Origin of the sequence: Paraburkholderia sp. J67 (genome assembly GCF_905220265.1) — a bacterium.
Taxonomy (GTDB): Bacteria; Pseudomonadota; Gammaproteobacteria; order Burkholderiales; family Burkholderiaceae; genus Paraburkholderia.
Window position 1 is genome coordinate 26,603 of sequence record NZ_CAJMZK010000026.1, and the last position, 19,401, is coordinate 46,003.

The 19,401-nt window shown below is 61.9% G+C and carries 15 protein-coding genes; 3 read left to right on the forward strand and 12 right to left on the reverse strand.

Annotation, left to right across the window (positions count from 1 at the left end; genetic code table 11):
- The 3 genes from U5782_RS32195 to U5782_RS32205 form a co-directional block, all read right to left on the reverse strand.
- Entirely contained in the window at positions 1–1,524 is a 1,524-nt protein-coding gene (locus U5782_RS32195; protein ID WP_322047921.1) for a sugar ABC transporter ATP-binding protein, read from the reverse strand.
- Positions 1,525–1,595: 71 nt separating this feature from the next.
- Complete coding sequence (locus tag U5782_RS32200; RefSeq protein ID WP_322047922.1) at positions 1,596–2,573, reverse strand: substrate-binding domain-containing protein; 978 nt, start codon at positions 2,571–2,573, stop codon at positions 1,596–1,598.
- Positions 2,574–2,585: 12 nt separating this feature from the next.
- On the reverse strand, positions 2,586–3,629 hold the full coding sequence (locus U5782_RS32205) for an ABC transporter permease (RefSeq protein WP_322047923.1): 1,044 nt from the start codon (positions 3,627–3,629) through the stop codon (positions 2,586–2,588).
- Between the two features lie 436 nt (positions 3,630–4,065).
- Here U5782_RS32205 and U5782_RS32210 point away from each other — a divergent pair, with 436 nt between their 5' ends.
- Positions 4,066–4,839, forward strand: coding sequence for a DeoR/GlpR family DNA-binding transcription regulator (locus U5782_RS32210; RefSeq protein WP_322047924.1), 774 nt, complete (start codon positions 4,066–4,068; stop codon positions 4,837–4,839).
- 23 nt (positions 4,840–4,862) lie between these two features.
- Here U5782_RS32210 and U5782_RS32215 read toward each other — a convergent pair whose 3' ends face one another.
- The 6 genes from U5782_RS32215 to U5782_RS32240 all read right to left on the reverse strand — a co-directional run bounded on the left by U5782_RS32215 (position 4,863) and on the right by U5782_RS32240 (position 11,731).
- A complete protein-coding gene (locus U5782_RS32215; protein WP_322047925.1) occupies positions 4,863–5,582 on the reverse strand; it encodes a ribulose-phosphate 3-epimerase in 720 nt (239 codons plus the stop codon).
- Positions 5,583–5,584: 2 nt separating this feature from the next.
- Positions 5,585–7,081: a xylulokinase gene (xylB, locus tag U5782_RS32220; protein ID WP_322047926.1), complete on the reverse strand. Its 1,497-nt coding sequence runs from the start codon at positions 7,079–7,081 to the stop codon at positions 5,585–5,587.
- Between the two features lie 32 nt (positions 7,082–7,113).
- Positions 7,114–8,151, reverse strand: a complete 1,038-nt coding sequence (locus U5782_RS32225) for an NAD(P)-dependent alcohol dehydrogenase (RefSeq protein WP_322047927.1) — start codon at positions 8,149–8,151, stop codon at positions 7,114–7,116.
- 45 nt (positions 8,152–8,196) lie between these two features.
- Positions 8,197–9,150 (reverse strand): sugar ABC transporter substrate-binding protein, encoded by a 954-nt coding sequence (locus tag U5782_RS32230; protein ID WP_322047928.1) that lies wholly within the window; start codon positions 9,148–9,150, stop codon positions 8,197–8,199.
- A gap of 65 nt (positions 9,151–9,215) precedes the next feature.
- A complete protein-coding gene (locus U5782_RS32235) occupies positions 9,216–10,229 on the reverse strand; it encodes an ABC transporter permease (protein WP_322047929.1) in 1,014 nt (337 codons plus the stop codon).
- Positions 10,226–11,731 carry a sugar ABC transporter ATP-binding protein gene (locus tag U5782_RS32240; RefSeq protein WP_322047930.1) on the reverse strand — a complete coding sequence of 502 codons (1,506 nt, stop codon included), beginning with the start codon at positions 11,729–11,731 and terminating at the stop codon, positions 10,226–10,228. The genes U5782_RS32235 and U5782_RS32240 overlap by 4 nt, the downstream gene beginning before the upstream one ends.
- 443 nt (positions 11,732–12,174) lie before the next feature.
- On the opposite strand from U5782_RS32240, the gene hxlB reads away from it, so the two are divergent.
- Positions 12,175–12,750, forward strand: a complete 576-nt coding sequence (hxlB, locus tag U5782_RS32245) for a 6-phospho-3-hexuloisomerase (protein ID WP_322047931.1) — start codon at positions 12,175–12,177, stop codon at positions 12,748–12,750.
- A gap of 78 nt (positions 12,751–12,828) precedes the next feature.
- On the opposite strand, the gene U5782_RS32250 is transcribed toward hxlB, so the two are convergent.
- The 3 genes from U5782_RS32250 to U5782_RS32260 form a co-directional block, all read right to left on the reverse strand.
- Positions 12,829–15,927: an efflux RND transporter permease subunit gene (locus U5782_RS32250; protein WP_322047932.1), complete on the reverse strand. Its 3,099-nt coding sequence runs from the start codon at positions 15,925–15,927 to the stop codon at positions 12,829–12,831.
- Positions 15,924–17,045, reverse strand: coding sequence for an efflux RND transporter periplasmic adaptor subunit (locus U5782_RS32255; protein WP_322047933.1), 1,122 nt, complete (start codon positions 17,043–17,045; stop codon positions 15,924–15,926). The genes U5782_RS32250 and U5782_RS32255 overlap by 4 nt, the downstream gene beginning before the upstream one ends.
- 76 nt (positions 17,046–17,121) lie before the next feature.
- Positions 17,122–17,739, reverse strand: a complete 618-nt coding sequence (locus U5782_RS32260; RefSeq protein ID WP_322047934.1) for a TetR/AcrR family transcriptional regulator — start codon at positions 17,737–17,739, stop codon at positions 17,122–17,124.
- An 86-nt stretch (positions 17,740–17,825) separates the two neighbouring features.
- On the opposite strand from U5782_RS32260, the gene U5782_RS32265 reads away from it, so the two are divergent.
- Positions 17,826–19,328, forward strand: coding sequence for an efflux transporter outer membrane subunit (locus U5782_RS32265; RefSeq protein ID WP_322047935.1), 1,503 nt, complete (start codon positions 17,826–17,828; stop codon positions 19,326–19,328).
- Positions 19,329–19,401 lie beyond the last annotated feature (73 nt).

Here is a 19,401-nt window from a genome sequence, read left to right on the forward strand (position 1 = left end):
CTAGGCGAGCGCTTGCGTATTGCCGCTCCACGCAGCCTTGCGCAAGCCCGCGATACTTAGCGCCTCGCCCTGCACGGAGACGCCATCGCAATGCCCGTGGTGGAACACGAGCACGCGGTCGGCAATCTCCAGGAGTTCTTCTTCCTCGCTCGACACCACGACGACACAACGCCCTTCTGCGGCCATGCGCCGGATAATCGCGTAGATATCGGCTTTCGCGCCTATGTCGACGCCCTTGGTCGGCTCGTCGAGCAGCACGAGCTTCGCGTCCTGGCCGATGACTCGCGCAAGCAGCACCTTCTGCTGATTGCCGCCGGACAGCGATTTGATCGGCCCACGCAGATTCCCGCGCGTGTTCATCTCGACCAGAATCTGGTTCGCGCTTTGCGCGGCCGCGCGATGGTTCACGAGCGCCCGCTTCCTGAAACGCCGAAGAATGGGCAGCGTCGCATTCGAGAAACTGGACATCAGCGGCACGATGCCGTCTTTCTTGCGCTCTTCGGTCAGGTAACCCACGCCCTTGCTGATCGCATTTGCCGGGCTGCGCGCGCGATAGGGCTTTCCTGCAATCAAGACCTCGCCGCTCGTCACCTCCTCCAGACCGAACAGCGTGCGGCAGAACCGCGTGCGCCCTGCGCCAGCCAGTCCGTAGATACCGACGATTTCTCCCGGCCACGCCTGCAACGACACATCGCGCAAGCGGGACGTCGACAGATTGCGCACATCCAGATACGGCGCGGCGCGCTTATCGACATCCGTCTTCGACGTACGCTCGCCCTCATCCATCGAAGGCGCGGCGTCGCCGACAATCGCGTCGACGATGTCCTGCTTCGCGATGTTGTGCGTCGCGTGATAGATCACCTTACCGCCGCACATGACCGTGGCTTCATCGCACACACCGAGCACTTCGTCCAGCTTGTGCGAAACGAGCACCACGCCAATCTGCTTCTCGCGCGCAATGCGTTGAACCGATTTGAGCAGCGCATCGGCCTGCGCGCCTTCGAGCGCTGTGGTCGGCTCGTCGAGAAGGAGAAAGCGCGCATCGCGGTCCAGGTTCGCGACCACTTCCAGCATCTGCTTGTCGGGATGCGACAAATCGCGAACCAGGCTCAGCGGATCGATCTTCAGCTTGTACTCGTCCAACACCTGACGGGTGTGGTTCTTCATTGCCACTTCGTCGAGCCAAGCGTTCTTTCTCAGCTCGCGACCCAGAAAGATGTTCTGCCAGACCGTCATGCCGGGGATAAGACGAAGCTCCTGATACACGCAGGCGATCCCCTGATGCAGGGCATCGCGCGGCGATGACAATGCGATGGATTCGTCGCCAATGAGCAGTTCGCCGGCGTCCGGCCGGTTCACGCCCGCCAGGATCTTGAGCAACGTGGACTTGCCTGCGCCGTTGTGGCCGAACAAGCCGTGAATCTCACCTGGCACCACGTCGAAGTCGACACCTCGCAATACCGGCACTCCCGCAAAGGAGACCTTGATGTCACGTGCCCGATACCGTCGGTTGCTATTGCTCATCGCTCATTCCCAATACGTTCACGCCTCACAGGCGAAACGAGATGGCGTGGCGTTGCACGCCCACACGAAAATCAGTAGGCCTGACCAACGACCTGACCGGCGTTGTCCTTGTTGACGAGCAGCGGCGGGCTGTTGACCATCGCGGTCGTCTGTTTGCCGGAAAGCTGGTCGCCCACGCTGTCGACCAGCAGGGACGCCAGGCGCACCGGCTCCTGGATCGCACCCGCGCGCAGCACATCGCCCGACTGGATCTGCTTCACGCCTTCCTTGTCGACGAATGCGTAGAGCTTCACCTTGTCCTTGAGGCCAAGCTGGTTGATGGCGGCGAGCGCGCCCAGCGCCGAAGGCTCCGTATCGGAATAGACGATGGTCATGTTGGGATTGCCTTGCAGCATCTCCGTGGTGACCTTCAACGACGTCGTCTCTTCGACCTTGCCGTTGACCAGTGCGACGACCTTCAGATTCGGGTTGGAGGCGATCGCCTCTTTAAAGCCGTCGTCACGCGCGTTGGCCGCAATGGAGGTGGGCTCGCCAACGATGCCGATGACCGCATTGCCCTTCGCACCCAGGTCCTTCACAAGCTGCTGGCCGATAAACACGCCGCCAGCCTTCTGGTCGGTCTGCACGCCCTGCACGACGTGCGCGCCTTGCTGTTTCATCCCATCGGCATCCGGCAGGATGTTGATGGCGAACGCCGGAATGTTCGCCTTGTTCAACTCGGCAATCACCGATACGCACGGGCCCGAACTCACGCAGTTCACCGCGACGGCATCCACCTTCTTCTGGACGAAGCTCTGCACTTCGGAGAGTTCGCGCGCGTCGTCGTTGTCGGCAATCGAGACTTCGACGTTCATCCCCTTCGCCGCGCCGCTCTCCTCGAAGCTTTTCTTCATGGCGACGTAGTAGGGATTCGTGAGATTCGGCAGCACCACGCCGAGCGTTTTCTTGCCGCTTGCGGCGTTGACCTCGGGTTGCCGATTACAGCCGGCAAGAGCCAGCGCGAGCGCCGCAGCGAGGATGCCGAGAACCAGAATTTTTTCGTTGCGCATGCTATTCACCTGTCAGGACGTGCTTTTCAAGGAGTCGGGGTGTTGGGCGAACTTCCGCTCTTTACGGGCCTTGAGCCAGGGGAAGCTGAGGCGCTTGTTCGAACGCATCGTATCCAGCGTCACACCGATCAGAATGATCAAACCGATCACGAGCGGCTGCCAGTAAGCGCTGACGTTGAGCACGTTCATCAGGTTCGAGATGGCCGCAATCATCATCGCGCCGATCATCGCGCCCACGATGCTGCCGCTGCCGCCGAACAGGCTCACGCCGCCGACGACGGCGCCCGCAATCGAGAAGAACAATTCGTCGCCGCGCCCGGCCGTGGGATAGCCCGTCATGAGGCGCGAACCGTAGATGAGCCCGCCGCACGCGGCGCACAGGCCCGAGATCGAATACACGAACAAGGTGACGCGCGGAACGCTGATGCCGGACAGGCGCGCGGCATCGGCATTGCCGCCGACCGCATAGATATGCGTGCCCGTGACGGTGCGTTTCAGGAGTAGCGCGGCGAGGACAATCGCCACCAGCAGCGCCAGCACCGGGAACGGCACGCCGAAGGGTCTCGACTGGCCGATCAGCGCGTAGCCGATTTGCGTGACGCGAATGGATTCCGCACCGGTGATGATCTGCGGGATAGACGCCGCGACGCCCATCGTCGCGAACGTGACGATGAACGGCGGCACGCCCGTGCGTTCGATGATCCAGCCGTTCACCATGCCGGCCAGCGCGCCAATCACCAGCACGAGCGGAACGGCAAGTTGCCACGGCAGCCCCAGGCTCTGCATGAGCAGCGCGGCAACGACGCAGGTCATCGCGACGATGGAGCCGCAGGAAAGGTCGATGCCGCCGGTCAAGAGCACGAACGACTGCCCCAGACACAGAAAGCCAATCACGGCGCCGTTGAGCAACAGCACCATCATGTTCGACACGGTGAGGAAGTTCGGCGTGGCAATGAAGCCGCCGAGCATGACCACGAAGAACACGGCCGCAATCCCGGCTTCGGGCGGTAAGCGCACCGGGCGCTTTGTTGTCCCAGGCGATTCAAGACTGCTCATGTTTGTCTCCTGATAGGGCGAACCCGCGCCAGGCGCTACGACTTTTCCTTGTCGCTCGGCAGCGTCTGCGTGTTCGCAGGTTCACCGTCAAATGTTCTACATCGACCACATGCTAACCCACAAAAGTTATAGTTTCAACTTCATGTTAGAACTATGAACATTAATCAATGTTTGAGAATCAGGGGTAAACCTGGGAGAAAACGGATTTTCCGCGGATGTTCGCGCCGGAATTGCGAGCCCCGGTGCTGTCTGGCCCTTCGTATTTCCCGCCCGGCAACGGGAACCACCCTGTCGCCTTCTGTTGGAACTCGAACCATTTGCCGCCTGGACTGGCTCGTAAGCGTTGTAATTGAGGTAAAATGTTCGACGTCGAACACATATCGAACCCGTCTGCGCCTGGGTTCCCCCTGGGCGCTGCGCACACATTCCCCTATCTATGGCGAGCAAAGAGCAACGATCCGACCAAATCCTTGGGATGCTCGATTCCCGACATTTCATGAGCATTGGCGATCTGGCCAAGGCGCTGGATGTGTCGGAGATGACCATACGCCGCGATGTGCGCGACCTGGCTGACGCGGGCAAGCTGCGGGCGGTCTACGGCGGCGTGGCGTCGCTCGAGAACGGCAGCACGGTCGCGAGCTACAACGCCCAGACCGAACGCGGCCAGCATGCCGAGGAAAAGCGGCGCATCGCGCTCGCGGCCAGCAAGCTGCTCACGCCGGGAGACGTCGTCATCCTCGATTCGGGCACGACCGTCCAGCAACTCGCGGAGTGCCTGCCCGCCGATGGCGCCTACACCTTCATCTGTTACAGCCTGAACACCATCAACGTGCTGGCGCGGCGCGAGGAAACGACCGTGATTTCGCTTGGCGGCGTGCTGTCGACGAAGTCGTACACGTTTTCCGGTCCCGACGCCGTACAGGCCATGCAGCGATACCGCGCGAACAAGGCGTTTATCGGCGCAACGGGCTATGAGCTGAAGCACGGCCTGACCTGTAGCTATGTCGAAGACTGCTCGTGGAAGCAGGCCGCCATGCGATGCAGTGTCGAACGCATCCTTCTGGTGGATTCGTCCAAGTTCGGCAAGGTGTCGACGTGCAGCTTCGCCGATGTCGACGAGTTCGACAGGGTCATCACGGATACCGGCGTGCCCGAGCGTTACCGGTTCGACCTCGAAGCCAAAGGCCTCAAGGTCGTCATCGCGGAGTGAGGAGTGAGGCGCGAGGCGGCTGCTTATGCGCCCGCGGCGGCCGAAGTCGTTGTGGTCACGCTGCGGCGTAGTTCGGCAAGTTCGGCAAGGCCCGTTGCGGGCGACTCGCGGGAAATGCACTGGCTCCCGGCGACGAACATGTCCACCGTCGAAGGCGCGAACTGGCGAATGGTGTCCTTCGATACGCGGCCATCGATTTCAATCGCGGTGTTGAGGCCACGTTCGCGAATCATCTCGCGTAGCGCCCGAATCTTGCGCTGCGCGTACGGCACCTGCGACTCTCCGGGCACGCCCGCATAGCCAGGATTGGTCAGCATCAGCAGAACGGTGTCGCAACGCTCCAGCACGTAGTCGAGCACAGAGAGCGGCGTAGATGGCTTCAATGCCACACCCGCCCGCACACCGGCCGACCTGATGTAACCGAGCATGCGGTCGACGTGCGGCTCCGATTCGATCTGGAACGTCAGTTGCTGCACGCCGATCTTCAGCAGCGCGTCGATAAAGTAATCGTGCCGCGTAGCCATGACGTGCACATCGAACGCAAGGTCGGTCTTCTTGCGCAGTTGCGCGATCGTCTCGATGCCTAGCGGCATGCTCGGGCTGAAATGCCCGTCGAGCACATCCAGATGCACCACGTCCAACCCGGCCGCAGCGATACCCTGCACCTCGCGTTCGAGATTGCAGAGATCGAACGTGATGAGCGACGGCGCAATAAGACACGATTGTTGCCAGGCGATATCCACGGTCAGTTCGCCTCGAAGTCTTCGTTCGCGATGGTGTCCGTGAACGCGGCAAACAATGCCTTGTAGCGCTCGGCGACTTCACGACGCGGTTGCGCCACGCGCGTATCGTCCAGTTCGACGTAGCGCTCGCATACGTCGTAAAGCGTGACGTTCGCGCCGCTCGCGCGCTGATGCACCGTGAGCGCCAGAAGCGCCGCGGCATACGCGCCGCCTTCGTCGCACTTGACGCGAATGACGTCGATATCGAATACGTCGGCGAGAATCTGGCGCCACGCCGCGCTGTTGGCGCCGCCGCCGGTCAGGCGAAACTGCTGCGCGCGCTCGAAGCTCTGCGAAAGCAGTTCATAGCCCCACTTCAAACCGAACGCGACCGCTTCCGCGCCGGCGCGCATCAGGTTGGCGCGTGTCATGTTATCCGCCGACAAACCCTTGATGACGCCGCGTGCGCGCGGCAACGCGGGAATACGCTCGCCGCTGAAATACGGGAACATGCGCACGCCGCCCGCGCCCGGATTCGCCGATGCGATCAGGCTTTCGACCTCGGCGATCTCGACCTCGAATAGTTGCTGGAGCAACGTCGTCGTGGACGTGGCGTTCATCGTCGCGATCGTCGGCAACCAGCCGCCGTCCAGCCCGCAGAAAACGTAGATGCTGGGATCGACGGTATCGGTCAGCTTGTCGGCGTGGAGATTCAATACACCTGACGTGCCGAGACCCAGCGTTGCGCGCCCGGCGGCAACGTTGCCCGTGCCCAGCGCGCCCATGACGTTGTCGCCGGAGCCGCACGCCACCAGCGTGCCCGGCAAGAAGCCGAACTCCGAGGCCACTTCGGCTCTCAGCGTGCCGATCGCTTCCAGCGGCGACACGATGCGCGGCAATGCGCGTTCTAGCCGCCCGGTCGGATCGATCAGCCCGGTCATGGGCTTCGACCACGTACGCGACGCCACGTCGAAATAGCCCGTCCCTGAAGCCTCGCCCGCATCGGTTGCGTACTCACCGGTCAGCCAGAAGTTGACGTAGTCGTGCGGCAGCAGCACATGCTCCACCCGCTCCCACGTTTGCGGCTCGTGCTCGCGCACCCACGCGACCTTCGACGCGGTAAAGCCCACGGGAATCGTCGTGCCGATCAGCTTGCGAATGCTGCGCTCGCCGCCAGCCGCGTGAAAGAGCTTTTCGTTCGCCTCGGTGGTTTCCGTGTCGTTCCACAACTTGACGTCGCGCACCACCTCGCCCTTGCCATCCAGCATGACGAGTCCATGCTGCTGACCAGAAACCGCGATTGCCGAGACATCGGCGGGACTGCGCGACGTTTGCGCAAAGAGTTGCTTGAGCGCCTGGCGCAACGCCGTGATCCACCACTCCGCCTTTTGCTCCCGGCGGCCGTTGGCTTCCGAAATGATGGGATGGCTGGCATGACCGCGGGCCACGAGGGCGCCGCTTTCAGGGTCTAGCAAAACGACTTTCGTACCTTGTGTTCCGCAGTCGATGCCGAGATACATTCGAGACCTCTATTTCCTGTTGATGATTGATGTTATTCGAGTTCGATAAGAACCTTGATGACGTCCGGCTGCGCGGACGCGGCAAGATCGAACGCCTCGATACTGTCCTTGAACGCGTAGCGGCGCGAAATCAATGGCTTGACGTTGATCTGGCCGGACGCGATCAGCGCGATCGAGCGCTCGTAATCGTTCGCATAACGGAAGATTCCGACCGTTTCGATTTCCTTGACCTGCATCGCGACGATGTCCATCGGCACGAGATCCTGCGGCATGCCGACAAACACGAGCTTGCCTGCCGGGCGCAGACAATGCGGCGCGGCGGCGATGGCTTTCGCGTTGCCGCTGCAATCGACGAACAGATCCGCGCCGTGCGGGAAGTGCTGGTCGACGAACGCTTTCAGGTCGTGTTTCGCGACGTTGCAGGTGATGAGCCGATCGCCGTAATGCTCGGACAGAAAATCGAGCTTCTCCTGCTTCACGTCGGTGATGATGACGCGGCTAGCGCCAGACGCAAGCAGCGCAAGCGCCATCAACGAGCCGATCGTGCCCGCGCCCGTCACGATGGCGGTGTCGCCCGGCGCAATGCCCACCTTGCGGGCGACGTGCGTGCCGGAGGTCAGCGGCTCGGCCAGCACGGCCTCTTCCAGGCTGACGTTGTCCGGCAGCTTGAACGTGAGGCTGGCCGGATGCACGACCGATTCGCGCAGCACGCCGTGAATCGGCGGCGTGGCCCAGAAGCGGATGCCCGGATCGAGGTGATAGTTGCCTTGCATGGCTTGCGGCGAATTCGGGTCGAAGATGCCGGGCTCCATCGCCACGCGGTCGCCGACCTTCAGATTCTTCACGGCACGGCCTACCTCGGCAATTACACCGCTCGCTTCATGCCCGAGGACCATCGGTTCGTTCACAATGAAATCGCCGATACGGCCATGCTTGTAGTAGTGCACGTCGCTGCCGCAAACGCCGACATTGGCAATCTTGATGCGAACGTCGTCGGGTCCCAGCGCTTCTTCGATGGCGATGTCGCGAATCTGTAGCTTGTCTTTTTCCTCGAGAACCAGCGCTTTCATATCCATTCCTTTCAGTAGAGGGTGCGGTCGGCCGATGCTCGACCGTTACTTGATGTCGCCCAGCTTCTTGTGAAGCGCGATGCATTCGTTCACGTTCTGCTTCGTGTACAGCACGGTGCCTTCGACTTCGTGAAGGTCGGTCTTCTGATGGGTGAGGATGTCATGCGCCATTTTCATGGACTTCACGGCCAGTTCGTCCGCGCTTTGCAGGGCCGTCGACGTCATCTTGCCGTCCTTGATGAGCAGGCAGGCTTCGGCCGTGCCATCGGTGCCATACACCAGCGGGAACGGCTGCATGCCTGAGCCCTTAAGCGCTTCCACCGCGCCGGCCGCCATGTTGTCGTTCATCGAAATGACCGCATCGATCTTGGGATTGGCCTGAATCCAGTCCTCCATCAACTGCATCGCCTCGTCCTTGTTCCAGTTCGCCGTCTGCTCGGCGACGATTTTCACGTCCGGGCGCTTGGCGAAAAACTCCTTCTGCCATGCATCGCGACGGCCCAGCGAGTGCGGGTTGCCCGGAGGCCCGAGCAGCACCACCACTTTCGCGTTCTTCGGCACCTGCTTGAGCGCCAGTTGCGCGTTGACCTGGCCCAGCAGATACGGGCTCGAATCGACCGACGGCACCGAGTCGTCCGAGAACTTCGGATTGGTCGCAACGAACTTGACGCCCGCGGCCATCGCGGACTTGACCGGCCCCAGTTGCACGGCCGGGTCGTACGGCTGAATGATGACCAGGTCGTACTTGTTCGTGACCGCGTTCTCGATATTCGATTGCATCACCGAGTTCTGGCTTTGACCGTCGAATACCGTCAACGAAATATCGGGGTACTTCTTCGCTTCCTTGACCATCGAATTCGCCAGCCACGCCGCGAATGAATCGCTCTGCGCGCGCGCAAGATAGGCGACCCGGTATTTCGCGTTCTGCGCAATGGCCGCGCCGCTTGCGGCAAATACACCCAGCGCCATCGCGCAGACCATCAGTTTCTTCAGCTTCATTTTTTTGTCTCCTTCAGATTAGACGTTATGCAGGCTTCTTGTGAGTAGAAAAAACGATGACGCGCTCAACCGGCGACGGCCCTGGCCTTGTCGGCCTGACCGCTTTTCGCCGCTTTCTTTTTCTTGCCATGCTTCGACGAGATGTCGTAAGCGACGGCGAGGACGATGATGCCGCCCTTGATAATCTGCTGGAGGTACGACTGCACACCCAGCAGGTTCATGATGTTGCCGAGGAAGCCCATGATGAAGGCGCCCGCCAGCGTGCCGATCGCCGTGCCGATACCGCCCGAGAAACTCGTGCCGCCGATGATGGCCGCCGTCATGGCGTCGAATTCGAAACCGATGCCCGCGTTGGGCAGACCGGCGTTGACGCGCGACATATAGAGCACGCCTGCCAGACCCACGAGCGCGCCGTTGAGCAGAAACGCGGCCATCTTGATGCGGGTGATGCGGATGCCCGAAGCGCGCGCGGCTTCCTGATTGCCGCCAATGGCGTAGATATAGCGGCCAAGACGCGTGTGATTCAGCACATACCAGGTCAGCAAGGCAATCAGGACGAGGAAGATGACCGGCGACGGCACACCGAGCACCGAGCCCTGCCCCCAGCCGGTGAACTTGTCCAGTTCGTAGATGTTCTGTCCGCTCGTCAACATCAACGCGCCGCCGCGTGCCGCCGTCTGCATCGCCAGCGTCGCGATAAACGCCGGCGTATTGAAGCGCGTGACAATCCAGCCGTTCACCAGGCCGCATGCCGAGCCAATCGCAATGCCGACGATCATCGACGGCACGAACATGCCCGTCGCCTTGTAGAACATCACGGAAAGCAGCCCCGACAAGGCAAGCACGGAACCCGCCGAGAGGTCGATGAGTCCGCAGATGATGAGCAGCGTTTGCCCGAATGCCAGAATCGTCGTAATCGAAATCTGGCGAGAGATATTCAGGAAGTTAGTAGTAGAAAGAAAAACCGGGCTGATGATCGAACTCACCACAATCATCGCAACCAGAATCAGGTAAATGCTGTAACGGCCATTCGAAAACAGCGTCCAGCGCGCGGGAGGGTTACGTGTTGCCGTGTTCAATTTTCGTCTCCACCAAGGGTTGCCAGGCGCATGATGCCTTCCTGACTGAATTCAGCCTCTTGCAACTCGCCACTGATGCGTCCGTTCGCCATCACGTAGATGCGATCGCAAATGGCGATCAATTCCGACAATTCAGACGAGATGACCACCACGGCCCGCCCTTCCTGCGCAAGCTCGAAAATGATCTTGTAAATTTCGAATTTCGCGCCGACGTCGATGCCGCGCGTCGGTTCGTCCAGAATCAGGATGTCGGGATCGCACAGCATCCACTTCGCGAGCATCACCTTCTGCTGGTTGCCGCCGCTCAAGAGGCCGATCTGCGTATTGAAGTTCGGCGCCTTGACCTTCATGCGGCTGCTGACACTGTCGATCAGGCGCTTTTCGGCCTTCGCATCCCGATAGCCACGCTTGAAGAATTTGCCGAGCGAAACGAGGCCGGTGTTTTCGGTGATGCTGCGCATCGGCACGATGCCGTAGCGTTTGCGGTCCTCGGACAGCATGGCGATCTTCAAACGGATCGCGTCCTGAACGTGGCGAATCCGCACCGGTTTGCCGTGCACGCGGACTTCGCCCTGCGTGTACGGATCGAGACCGAACACGGTGCGCACGACTTCCGTTCTGCCCGCGCCCATTAGCCCCGCGAGGCCGATGATTTCGCCTTTGCGCACCTTGAAGCTGACATCCGCAAAGCGCGTTTCGTCGCCGAGACCCTTGACTTCTAGTGCTGTGTCGCCGAAGCGGCGTGCCGGCTTCTCGGGATAAACGTTGTCGAGCTTGCGGCCCACCATCATCTGGATGATGGTGTCGATGTCGATTTCGCTGGCCGGGCGCGTGCCAACGTGGCTGCCGTCGCGGATCACCGAAATATCGTCAGCAATCCTGTAGAGTTCATCGAAACGATGGGAGATATAAACGATCCCGGCGCCTTTTGCGCGAAGCTCGTCGATCTTCTTGAAGAGCACATCGACTTCTTTCGACGTAATGGCCGAGGTTGGCTCGTCGAAGATGATGATGTTCGCTTCGCGCGACACCGCCTTCATGATTTCGAGCATTTGCAGGTCCGACACGCTCAGGTCCTTGAGCTTCGTGTCGGGGCTGTACGGCAGGCCTTCTCGTTCCAGGAGCGTGCGCGCGTCCCGGTAGACCTTCTTCCAGTCGATCGAGCCAATGCGGGTTCTGGGCTCGTCGCCCAGAAACAGCGACTGCGCAACGGTCATTTCCGGAATGTAGTTCAGCTCCTGCGTGACCATCGAAATCTTCAACCGGCGTGCGGTCAGCGGGCTGTCGATCGTAACCTTTTCGCCGCCGACGAAGATCTCGCCTGCGTCGGGCTGGTAGATGCCGCTGACGATTTTCATGAGCGTCGACTTGCCCGCTCCGTTCTCGCCGCAGATCACGTGGACCGAACCCTTGCGCACCGAGAAGCCCATGTCCTTGAGCGCAATGACGCCCGGAAACCGCTTCTCGATCCCGCGCAATTCCAGGATTGGTGTGTCTCCCATCTTGATCGCCTTATATCTGTGTACAAGGAATGGCGCCAAAGCTGGCCAGCCGGCCCGGAACGCCAAAGTTGAGAGCCGCTTGCCGTGCGTCGATTGCGCGGCATCGCTCAACCATGGGCGCACTTTACCCGCAAAAAGTTACGGATGCAACATCAATGTTTTAGGATTACCACCAACAAATCGCATCAAGGGCACCTGTCAGCGGGGAAAATATTCGTATAAATGCCCACATTTACCGCCATAGCGGCGTTTTCCATTGCAGACTGCGCTTGTCCGACCCAGGGAATGCACCGATGAAAATGGTATAACTTCACCATCAAGAAAGTTTGATGTTATAGTTTACCCAATAGATGGAGCTACCACACTGAACGTCGACGCCGCGAACCGGCCCCGACCTTGTCAGCCGCCGAACTCCGCCAACCTGAAGGGAATGAAGTGCGACCATGACCGACTTGAAGCAACTGGAGATACCGAGCCTGACGGGCGAGATCCTCGGTGAAATCCACGCCTCCCTCCGCGACGTCGAAGCCGCGGACCTCGACTCGCTCGTCGCCGAAATCGAGCGCGCGCCGCGGGTGTTCTGCCTGGGCGCGGGCCGGTCGGGCATCCTGTTGCAGGCGTTCTGCATGCGGCTCAACCACCTGGGCTTCCAGGCCTACATGGCGGGCGGATTGCCCTGTCCGCCGGTCGCGGCCAGGGATCTGATCATCGTCGCTTCAGGATCGGGCGAGACCCGGAGCGTCTCGGCGGTGCTGGAACAAGGCCGGCAAGCGGGCGCACGCGTCGCGCTGTTTACAGCACGTCGTGCGGGCGGACGTTCGATGAGCGCGGACGTGACGGTACGCATTCCCGCCCCCGCTGGACTCGTGAACCGCGAGCACGGTCAGAGCCTTCAGCCGATGCGGACGTTGTTCGAACAGGTGTTCTTCCTGCTCTGCGAAGCGGTGGTGTGCCAGCTCAAGATCAAGAAGGGAATTGGCGAAGAAGAGATGGCGCAGAGGCACGCCAATCTTGAGTAAGTGTGAGGTAGTGCGCGCCCGGTCGGGGACAAGCGCAAATCGCCGGGCGAAAGACGCCTCGCCCGGCTGCGCATAACGCTACGTGATCGCGCTGGCGCTCGGTTCCAGCGCGGAGTGACTTTCCCCTGCATCGGGCCTGATCCTGAACCAGATCGAGTACATCGCCGGCAGAAACACCAGCGTCAGGATCGTCCCGGCAAACGTCCCGCCAATCAGCGTATAAGCCAACGTGCCCCAGAACACGGAATGGGTCAGCGGAATGAAGGCAAGCATCGCCGCAAGCGCGGTCAGGACGACCGGTCTCGAGCGCTGGATGGTGGCCTCCACCACGGCATCGAAAGGCGTCATGCCTTCACGCGCGTTCTGCTCGATCTGGCCGATCAGGATCAGCGTATTGCGCATCAGGATGCCCGAGAGCGCAATGAGCCCCACCAGCGCGTTGATCCCGAATGGCTGGTTGAACAGCAACAGTGTCGGGACAACGCCGATCAAGCCCAGCGGGCTGGTCGCAAACACCATCATGGTCGCCGCAATCGAGCGCGTCTGGAAAATGATGATGAGCAGCGTGAGCGCAATCATGATCGGAAACAGCGGCGCGAGCGCCTTGGTCGCCTTGCCCGCTTCCTCGATGGACCCGGCCTCCTCGATCCGGTAGCCGTCCGGAAGCTTCGCGATAATCGGCTGAAGTTGCGCGAGCATCGCCGTCGATACATCGGGCGGCTGAAGTCCTTCGGCAATGTCGCCGCGCACGGTGATCGTCGGCGTTCGATCGCGGCGGCGAAGGATCGGATCTTCCATCCGGATTTCGACCTTGCCGATCTGCGAGAGCGGTACGCGCTGCCCCGCGCTGCCGATCAAGGTGAACGCCTCGATGCGCTCCGGATCGAGCCGGATATCGCCAGCCGATCTCGCGATCATTTCTACAGAACGAATGTCCTCGCGAATGCTCGTGACAGGAATGCCGGTCAACAGGAATTGCAGTTGCTGCGCGACGGAACTGGACGTCAGTCCAAACGCACCGAGACGATCCTGATCGAGCGTGAAATGCACCGTGGGCACGCGCGGCCCCCAGTCGGCGTTCACCGTTCGCATCATCGGGCTGGCGCGCATGGTCTGTTCGACCTGCGCGGCGATGGTGCGCAACGTTTGAGCGTCTGGACCCATGACGCGGAACGCAACGGGATACGGCGAGTAAGGGCCGAACACCAACTGGGTGACGCGAACCTGCGCCCCCGGAACCAGGCCCTCGGCAATGACTTTGCGCAGACGGAATTTGAGTGCCTCCCGCTCCTTCTCGTCAGTCGTGCGGATCACGATTTTCGCGAACGACGAATCCGGAAGCTCCGGCGACATGGCCAGATAGAAACGCGGCGCGCCCTGTCCAATATAGGCGGTCACGATCTTCGCTTCCGGCTGCTTCGCAAGCCAGGCTTCCACCTTGTGCGTTGCCGCCGATGTCTGCTCGATCGACGTCCCGTAGGGCATTTGCACTTCCACGAGCACTTCCGGCCGGTCGGACGTCGGGAAGAACTGCTTTTTCACGAGCCCCATGCCCATCACGGCGATCACGAACGATGCCACCACGATCCCGGCGACCATCCACTTGCGCCGGATCACACGCACGAGAAGCTGGCGAAAGCGCTGATAATTAGGCGTGTTGTAGATCGCGCCATGACCACCTTCGATCACCGGGATATTGGGCAACAGCTTGACGCCGAGGTAAGGCGTAAAGACCACGGCCACGATCCACGAAGTGATCAACGCGATGCCGACGATCCAGAACATGTTGCTGGTATATTCGCCGGCCGTCGAACGGGCGAAGCCGTTCGGCATGAAGCCGACGGCGGTGACGAGCGTACCGGAGAGCATCGGCGCCGCCGTGTGACTCCATGCGTAGGCCGACGCCTGAACGCGGCTATAACCCTCTTCCATTTTCACGACCATCATCTCGATGGCGATGATCGCGTCGTCGACGAGCAAGCCCAGCGCGAGGATCAGCGAGCCCAGGGTGATGCGGTCAAAGCTCTTGCCGGTTGCGGCCATGACGACAAAGACGCCTGCGAGCGTCAGCGGCACGGCAGCCGACACCACGATGCCCACGCGCCACCCCATGCTGGCGAAGCTGACGATCATCACCACCAGCAGCGCGACAAAGAACTTGACCATGAACTCGTCGATGGCTGAATGGATGTTGACCGCCTGATCGGTCACCTTCGTGAGGCTCATCCCCAGCGGCAAGCCGCGATTGATAGACGCGACCTCCGTATCGAGCGCCTGCCCCAGGTTGAGGCCATTCCAGCCATCTCTCATCACGACGCCAAGAAGCAGCGCCGGTTCGCCGTTGTTGCGGATCTCGAAGGTGGCCGGGTCTTCGTAACCGCGCTCGACGCTCGCCACATCGGAGAGCTTCAAGGTTCGGCCCTGCACGACGATCGGCGTGTCGCGAATCCGCTGCAATTTGTCGAACGCGCCTTCGACACGAATGAAAACCTGCGCACCCGCCGTATCGATCGAACCGGCCGGCGTCAGCACGTTCTGGTTATTCAGGGATGCGAAGATATCCTGAGGCGTCACGCCCAGCGTCGCGAGCCGGTCGTGCGAAAACGAGACGTAGATGCGCTCCGCCTGCTCGCCGATGATGTTCACCTTCTTGACGCCCGGCACATGAAGGAGACGCTGGCGAAAGCCCTCGGCGTCGCGCACGAGGGATCGTTGCGGCTCGCCCCTGGCCTTGAGCGCGAACAGCGCGAACGTTACATCGGAATACTCATCATTGACGAGCGGACCCATCACGCCCGGCGGTAGGCTGCCCGCTTCGTCGGAGAGCTTCTTGCGCGCCTGGTAAAACTCCTCGGGCACCTCGGCGGGCGGCGTGCTGTCCAGCAAGGTCACCGTGGTGAACGCCAGGCCCGGACGCGTATAGGTCTCGGTACGGTCATACCAGCGCAACTCCTGCATGCGCTTTTCCAGTGGCTCGGCGACCTGGTCCTGCATCTCCTGGGCGGTCGCGCCCGGCCATGCCGTGATGACCGTCATCGATTTGACGGTAAAGGGCGGATCTTCGGCGCGCCCCAGTTTGAAAAAGGCAACGATGCCCGCGATCGAAATCAGGATGATCAGAAACAGCGTGACCGAGCGCTCGCGCACCGCAAGCGCCGACAAATTGAAGCCGCTCATGGCTGTGCTCCTGCTCTCGCGTCCGAGGCCGCCGCCAGCGCATCATCGGCAAGACGCACCGGCTCTCCGTCGTGTATCAACTGCGCGCCGAGTGCGACGACCTGGTCGCCCTGGTGAAGATCGCCGGTCACCGTCGCCGTGTCGTCGCTCAAGGCGGTGATGTGAACCTTGTGCCAGGTCGCGCGGAGCTTCGATCGGTCCACGGTCCAGACACCGGTGCCGGTGCCCGGATCGAACAATGCGCCGACCGGAACCTCAAGCGCAGCCTGCCTCTGAGCCGCAGCGCCAGCGAGGTCGATGGTCACGGTGGCGCCCAGCGGCGCGTTGGACAGCGCGCCTTCGAGAACGTATCGGGCCTCGTACGTCCGCGTCAGCCGGTCGGCCGAATCGGAGAGCTGACGCAACGTGGCGGGCACCGGCTGCCCGGTCGCGCCGTAAAGCGTCGCCTGCGCGATCGAGCCCGGCGCGGGCCGCAAGGTCTCGGGCAGTTGCACGACGGCCTCGCGGGGGCCGGCATGCGCAAGCCGCACGACGATCTGCCCGGGCGCTACCACCTGGCCCGGTTCCGCCAGCGTCTCGACCACCACGCCGTCTGCATCCGCCACGAGGACCGCATAGCCGGAAGCATTGCTGGCGAGCACCGCCTGCGCTTTCGCCGCGACGAGTTGCGCCCTGGCGGCATCGGCAGCCGCCTTGAGCTGCTCATAAGTCGATGCCGATACCGCGCCTGCCGCCACGAGATCGCGATAGCGGGCCTCGTCGGCGGCCGTCTGCGTGGCGCGCGCCTGCGCGGCGTCCACCAGTTCCTGCTGCGATCGGGCCTGCAAACCGAGGTCGATCGGATCGATGCGCATCAGGGGCTGGCCGCGCTTGACCGTCTGCCCCGCGTCAACCAGACGCTCGATGACCTTTCCCTGAACCCGGAAACCCAGATCGCTTTGAACGCGCGCGCCCACTACGCCCGAGAACGACCGGCTCGCGCCCGGCGCGGCCTGTACGGCGCTGGTGCGCACGAGCGGCGCCTCGGTGCGCGGGTCAGTGACATGCCGTTCCCCGCACGCCGCGAGGGCGAGCGAGACCAGGCTCAGTGTGTAGACAAATTGACGATGCCGGAACATGAGGTCGCCCCTTGCAGATAACAGGAGACCTCATTCTGGTTCTAGTGACCAAATTAGTCAATAGTCACTATCGCGTTCAGGGTGCAAGACTGCGCAGCACCAGGCTAGTGAGTTGGGCCGTCGCCTCCTCGGCGGAATCGAGATTGTGCTGGAGCAACAGGGGATTGAAGTACGGCTTCATCACCAGAAAGATCGCATTGACGGCTTCGTCGAGCGGCGTCTTGCGCTCGAATTCACCGGTTTCCCGCCCGAGTCGCACGATCTCGGCAAGCAATTGCCGGATTTGTTCCTCATAGCCTTTGACTGAAGGCCAGGGCGCGGCGGCCGCAACGGCCGCGATATCGTAAAGCTTGCGATCCTGGAAAAAGAGCTGGTTTCCCGACGCTAGTAAGGCCTTGAACATACGACGAAATTTCTCCGTCGCACTGTGCGCGTCTGCGACGCTTTCACTGGCTGCGGCAATCATGGCCGCGAGGCGATTCGCGCAAATGACTTCGCCGATTGCCTGTTTCGAGTCGAAAAATTTGTAGATATAGGCTTTCGAAAAACCGATTTCCTTCGCAAGGTCGGACACCGTGGTCTTTTCGTAGCCGTAGCGACTGAAGTATTCCATCGCGGCATCGACGATCTGCGCGCGGACTTCGTGGTCCGAGGGACCGCGGGATGGGGAGACGGGGAGGATGGGCTTGTTCATGTCTCAAGCTTAGTCCCTCACCCGATAGTTGACAACGTGTGACCATATTGTATATTGGTCACAAATTACCCCCTCCCGAGATGATCATGTTTTCGCGTCGTCCACTTTTTCTCCTCGCTGGCGTGTTCGCCCTTTCCGCCTGCGCGGTCGGTCCCGACTACCAGCGCCCGGATGCGCCACTGGCGCAGCACTATGTGACACAACCGCCTTCCGCGACCGCAGCCACCATGCCGGCAGCCGATCTGCCCGCGTGGTGGGAAGGCTTCAACGACCCGCTGCTCACGCACTACGTTGCGCTGGCGCTGGCCCAGAATCTGGACCTGGCCCAGGCGGTCGCGCAAATCGACCAGGCGCGCGCGCGCCTCGGCACCGCCAATGCGGCCCTGCTTCCCTCGGCCACGGCGTCGGGCTCGGCGGCACGGGCCTACCAGTCCGTCGACACGCCGGTGGGCCAGTTGCTCAATGCGACGCCGGGTTACGAGCGCTGGGGCAGCGAATATGAAACCAACCTGGAGGCCGGTTGGGAAATCGACATTTTTGGCGGCCTTCGGCGGCAGCGCGAGGCCGCGCTCGCCGATTACTCCGCCACGCAGGCAGCGGCCGTGGCCACGCGGCTCGCCGTCGCGGCCCAGACTGCGGATAACTACGTCACGATACGCGGCCTCCAGGCGCGTCTGGATATCGCAACCCGGCAAGTGCAGACGCAGGAGACGCTGCTCGCTGACGTGAAACTGCTGTATTCGAAGGGCGCGGCCGCCGACTATCAGGTTCAGCAGGCGCAAGGCACGCTCGACCAGGTGCGGGCAAGCGTGCCCGTGCTCAACGCGGCGCTCGATGCGGCGTCGAACTCCCTTGACGTGATGTTGGGCGCACCGCCGGGGACCCACCGGGCAGAATTGAGCCCGCCTTCCCTGATCCCGGTTGCACCGTCGCTCTCGGAGATGGGCACGCCGGCCGATCTCCTGCAACGGCGTCCCGATCTGATCGCGGCCGAACGTCGCCTCGCCGCCGCCAACGCGCGCATTGGGGCGGCGATCAGCGAATACTATCCAACGGTTTCGCTGAACGCGTTCATTGGCAGCGCGACGTCCGCCGCGGCCGGCACCTTGTTCACGGGCGGCGCGAGCCAGGCGGCGGGACTCGTGGGACTGCGCTGGCGCCTGTTCGACTTCGCGCGTATCAATGCCGATGTCGAGGCGGCAAAGGGCGCGGACGCGCAAGCACTGGCGGGCTATCGCCAGGCCGTCCTGCGCGCGACCGAGGACGTTGAAAGCTCGCTCTCGTCGTTGGTGAATCGCGAATCGCAGGCCGCTACCCTGTCGCACGCGGAATCGTCACTCGCCAAAGCCAAAGACTCCTCGATGACGGCGTATCGCAGCGGCGCGGCGAGTTTCATCGACGTCCTGCACGCCAACGAGACCTTGCTTCAGGCATCCGACGCGCGCGCACAAGCTCAAACGGAATCCGCGCGAGCCGCGATATCGACGTTCAAGGCGCTTGGCGGTGGCTGGGACCCGGCATCGCTTGCGACACAGAAGGCCCTGTCTTCGCGTTCCGCGGCCAAATCCGCAGCCCCGGACGGGGTGTAAGCGTGACGTGACAAAGACCGCCCGTTATTGGCGCACGCAACGAATTCTGCGCACATACTGGGATCGCACAGGC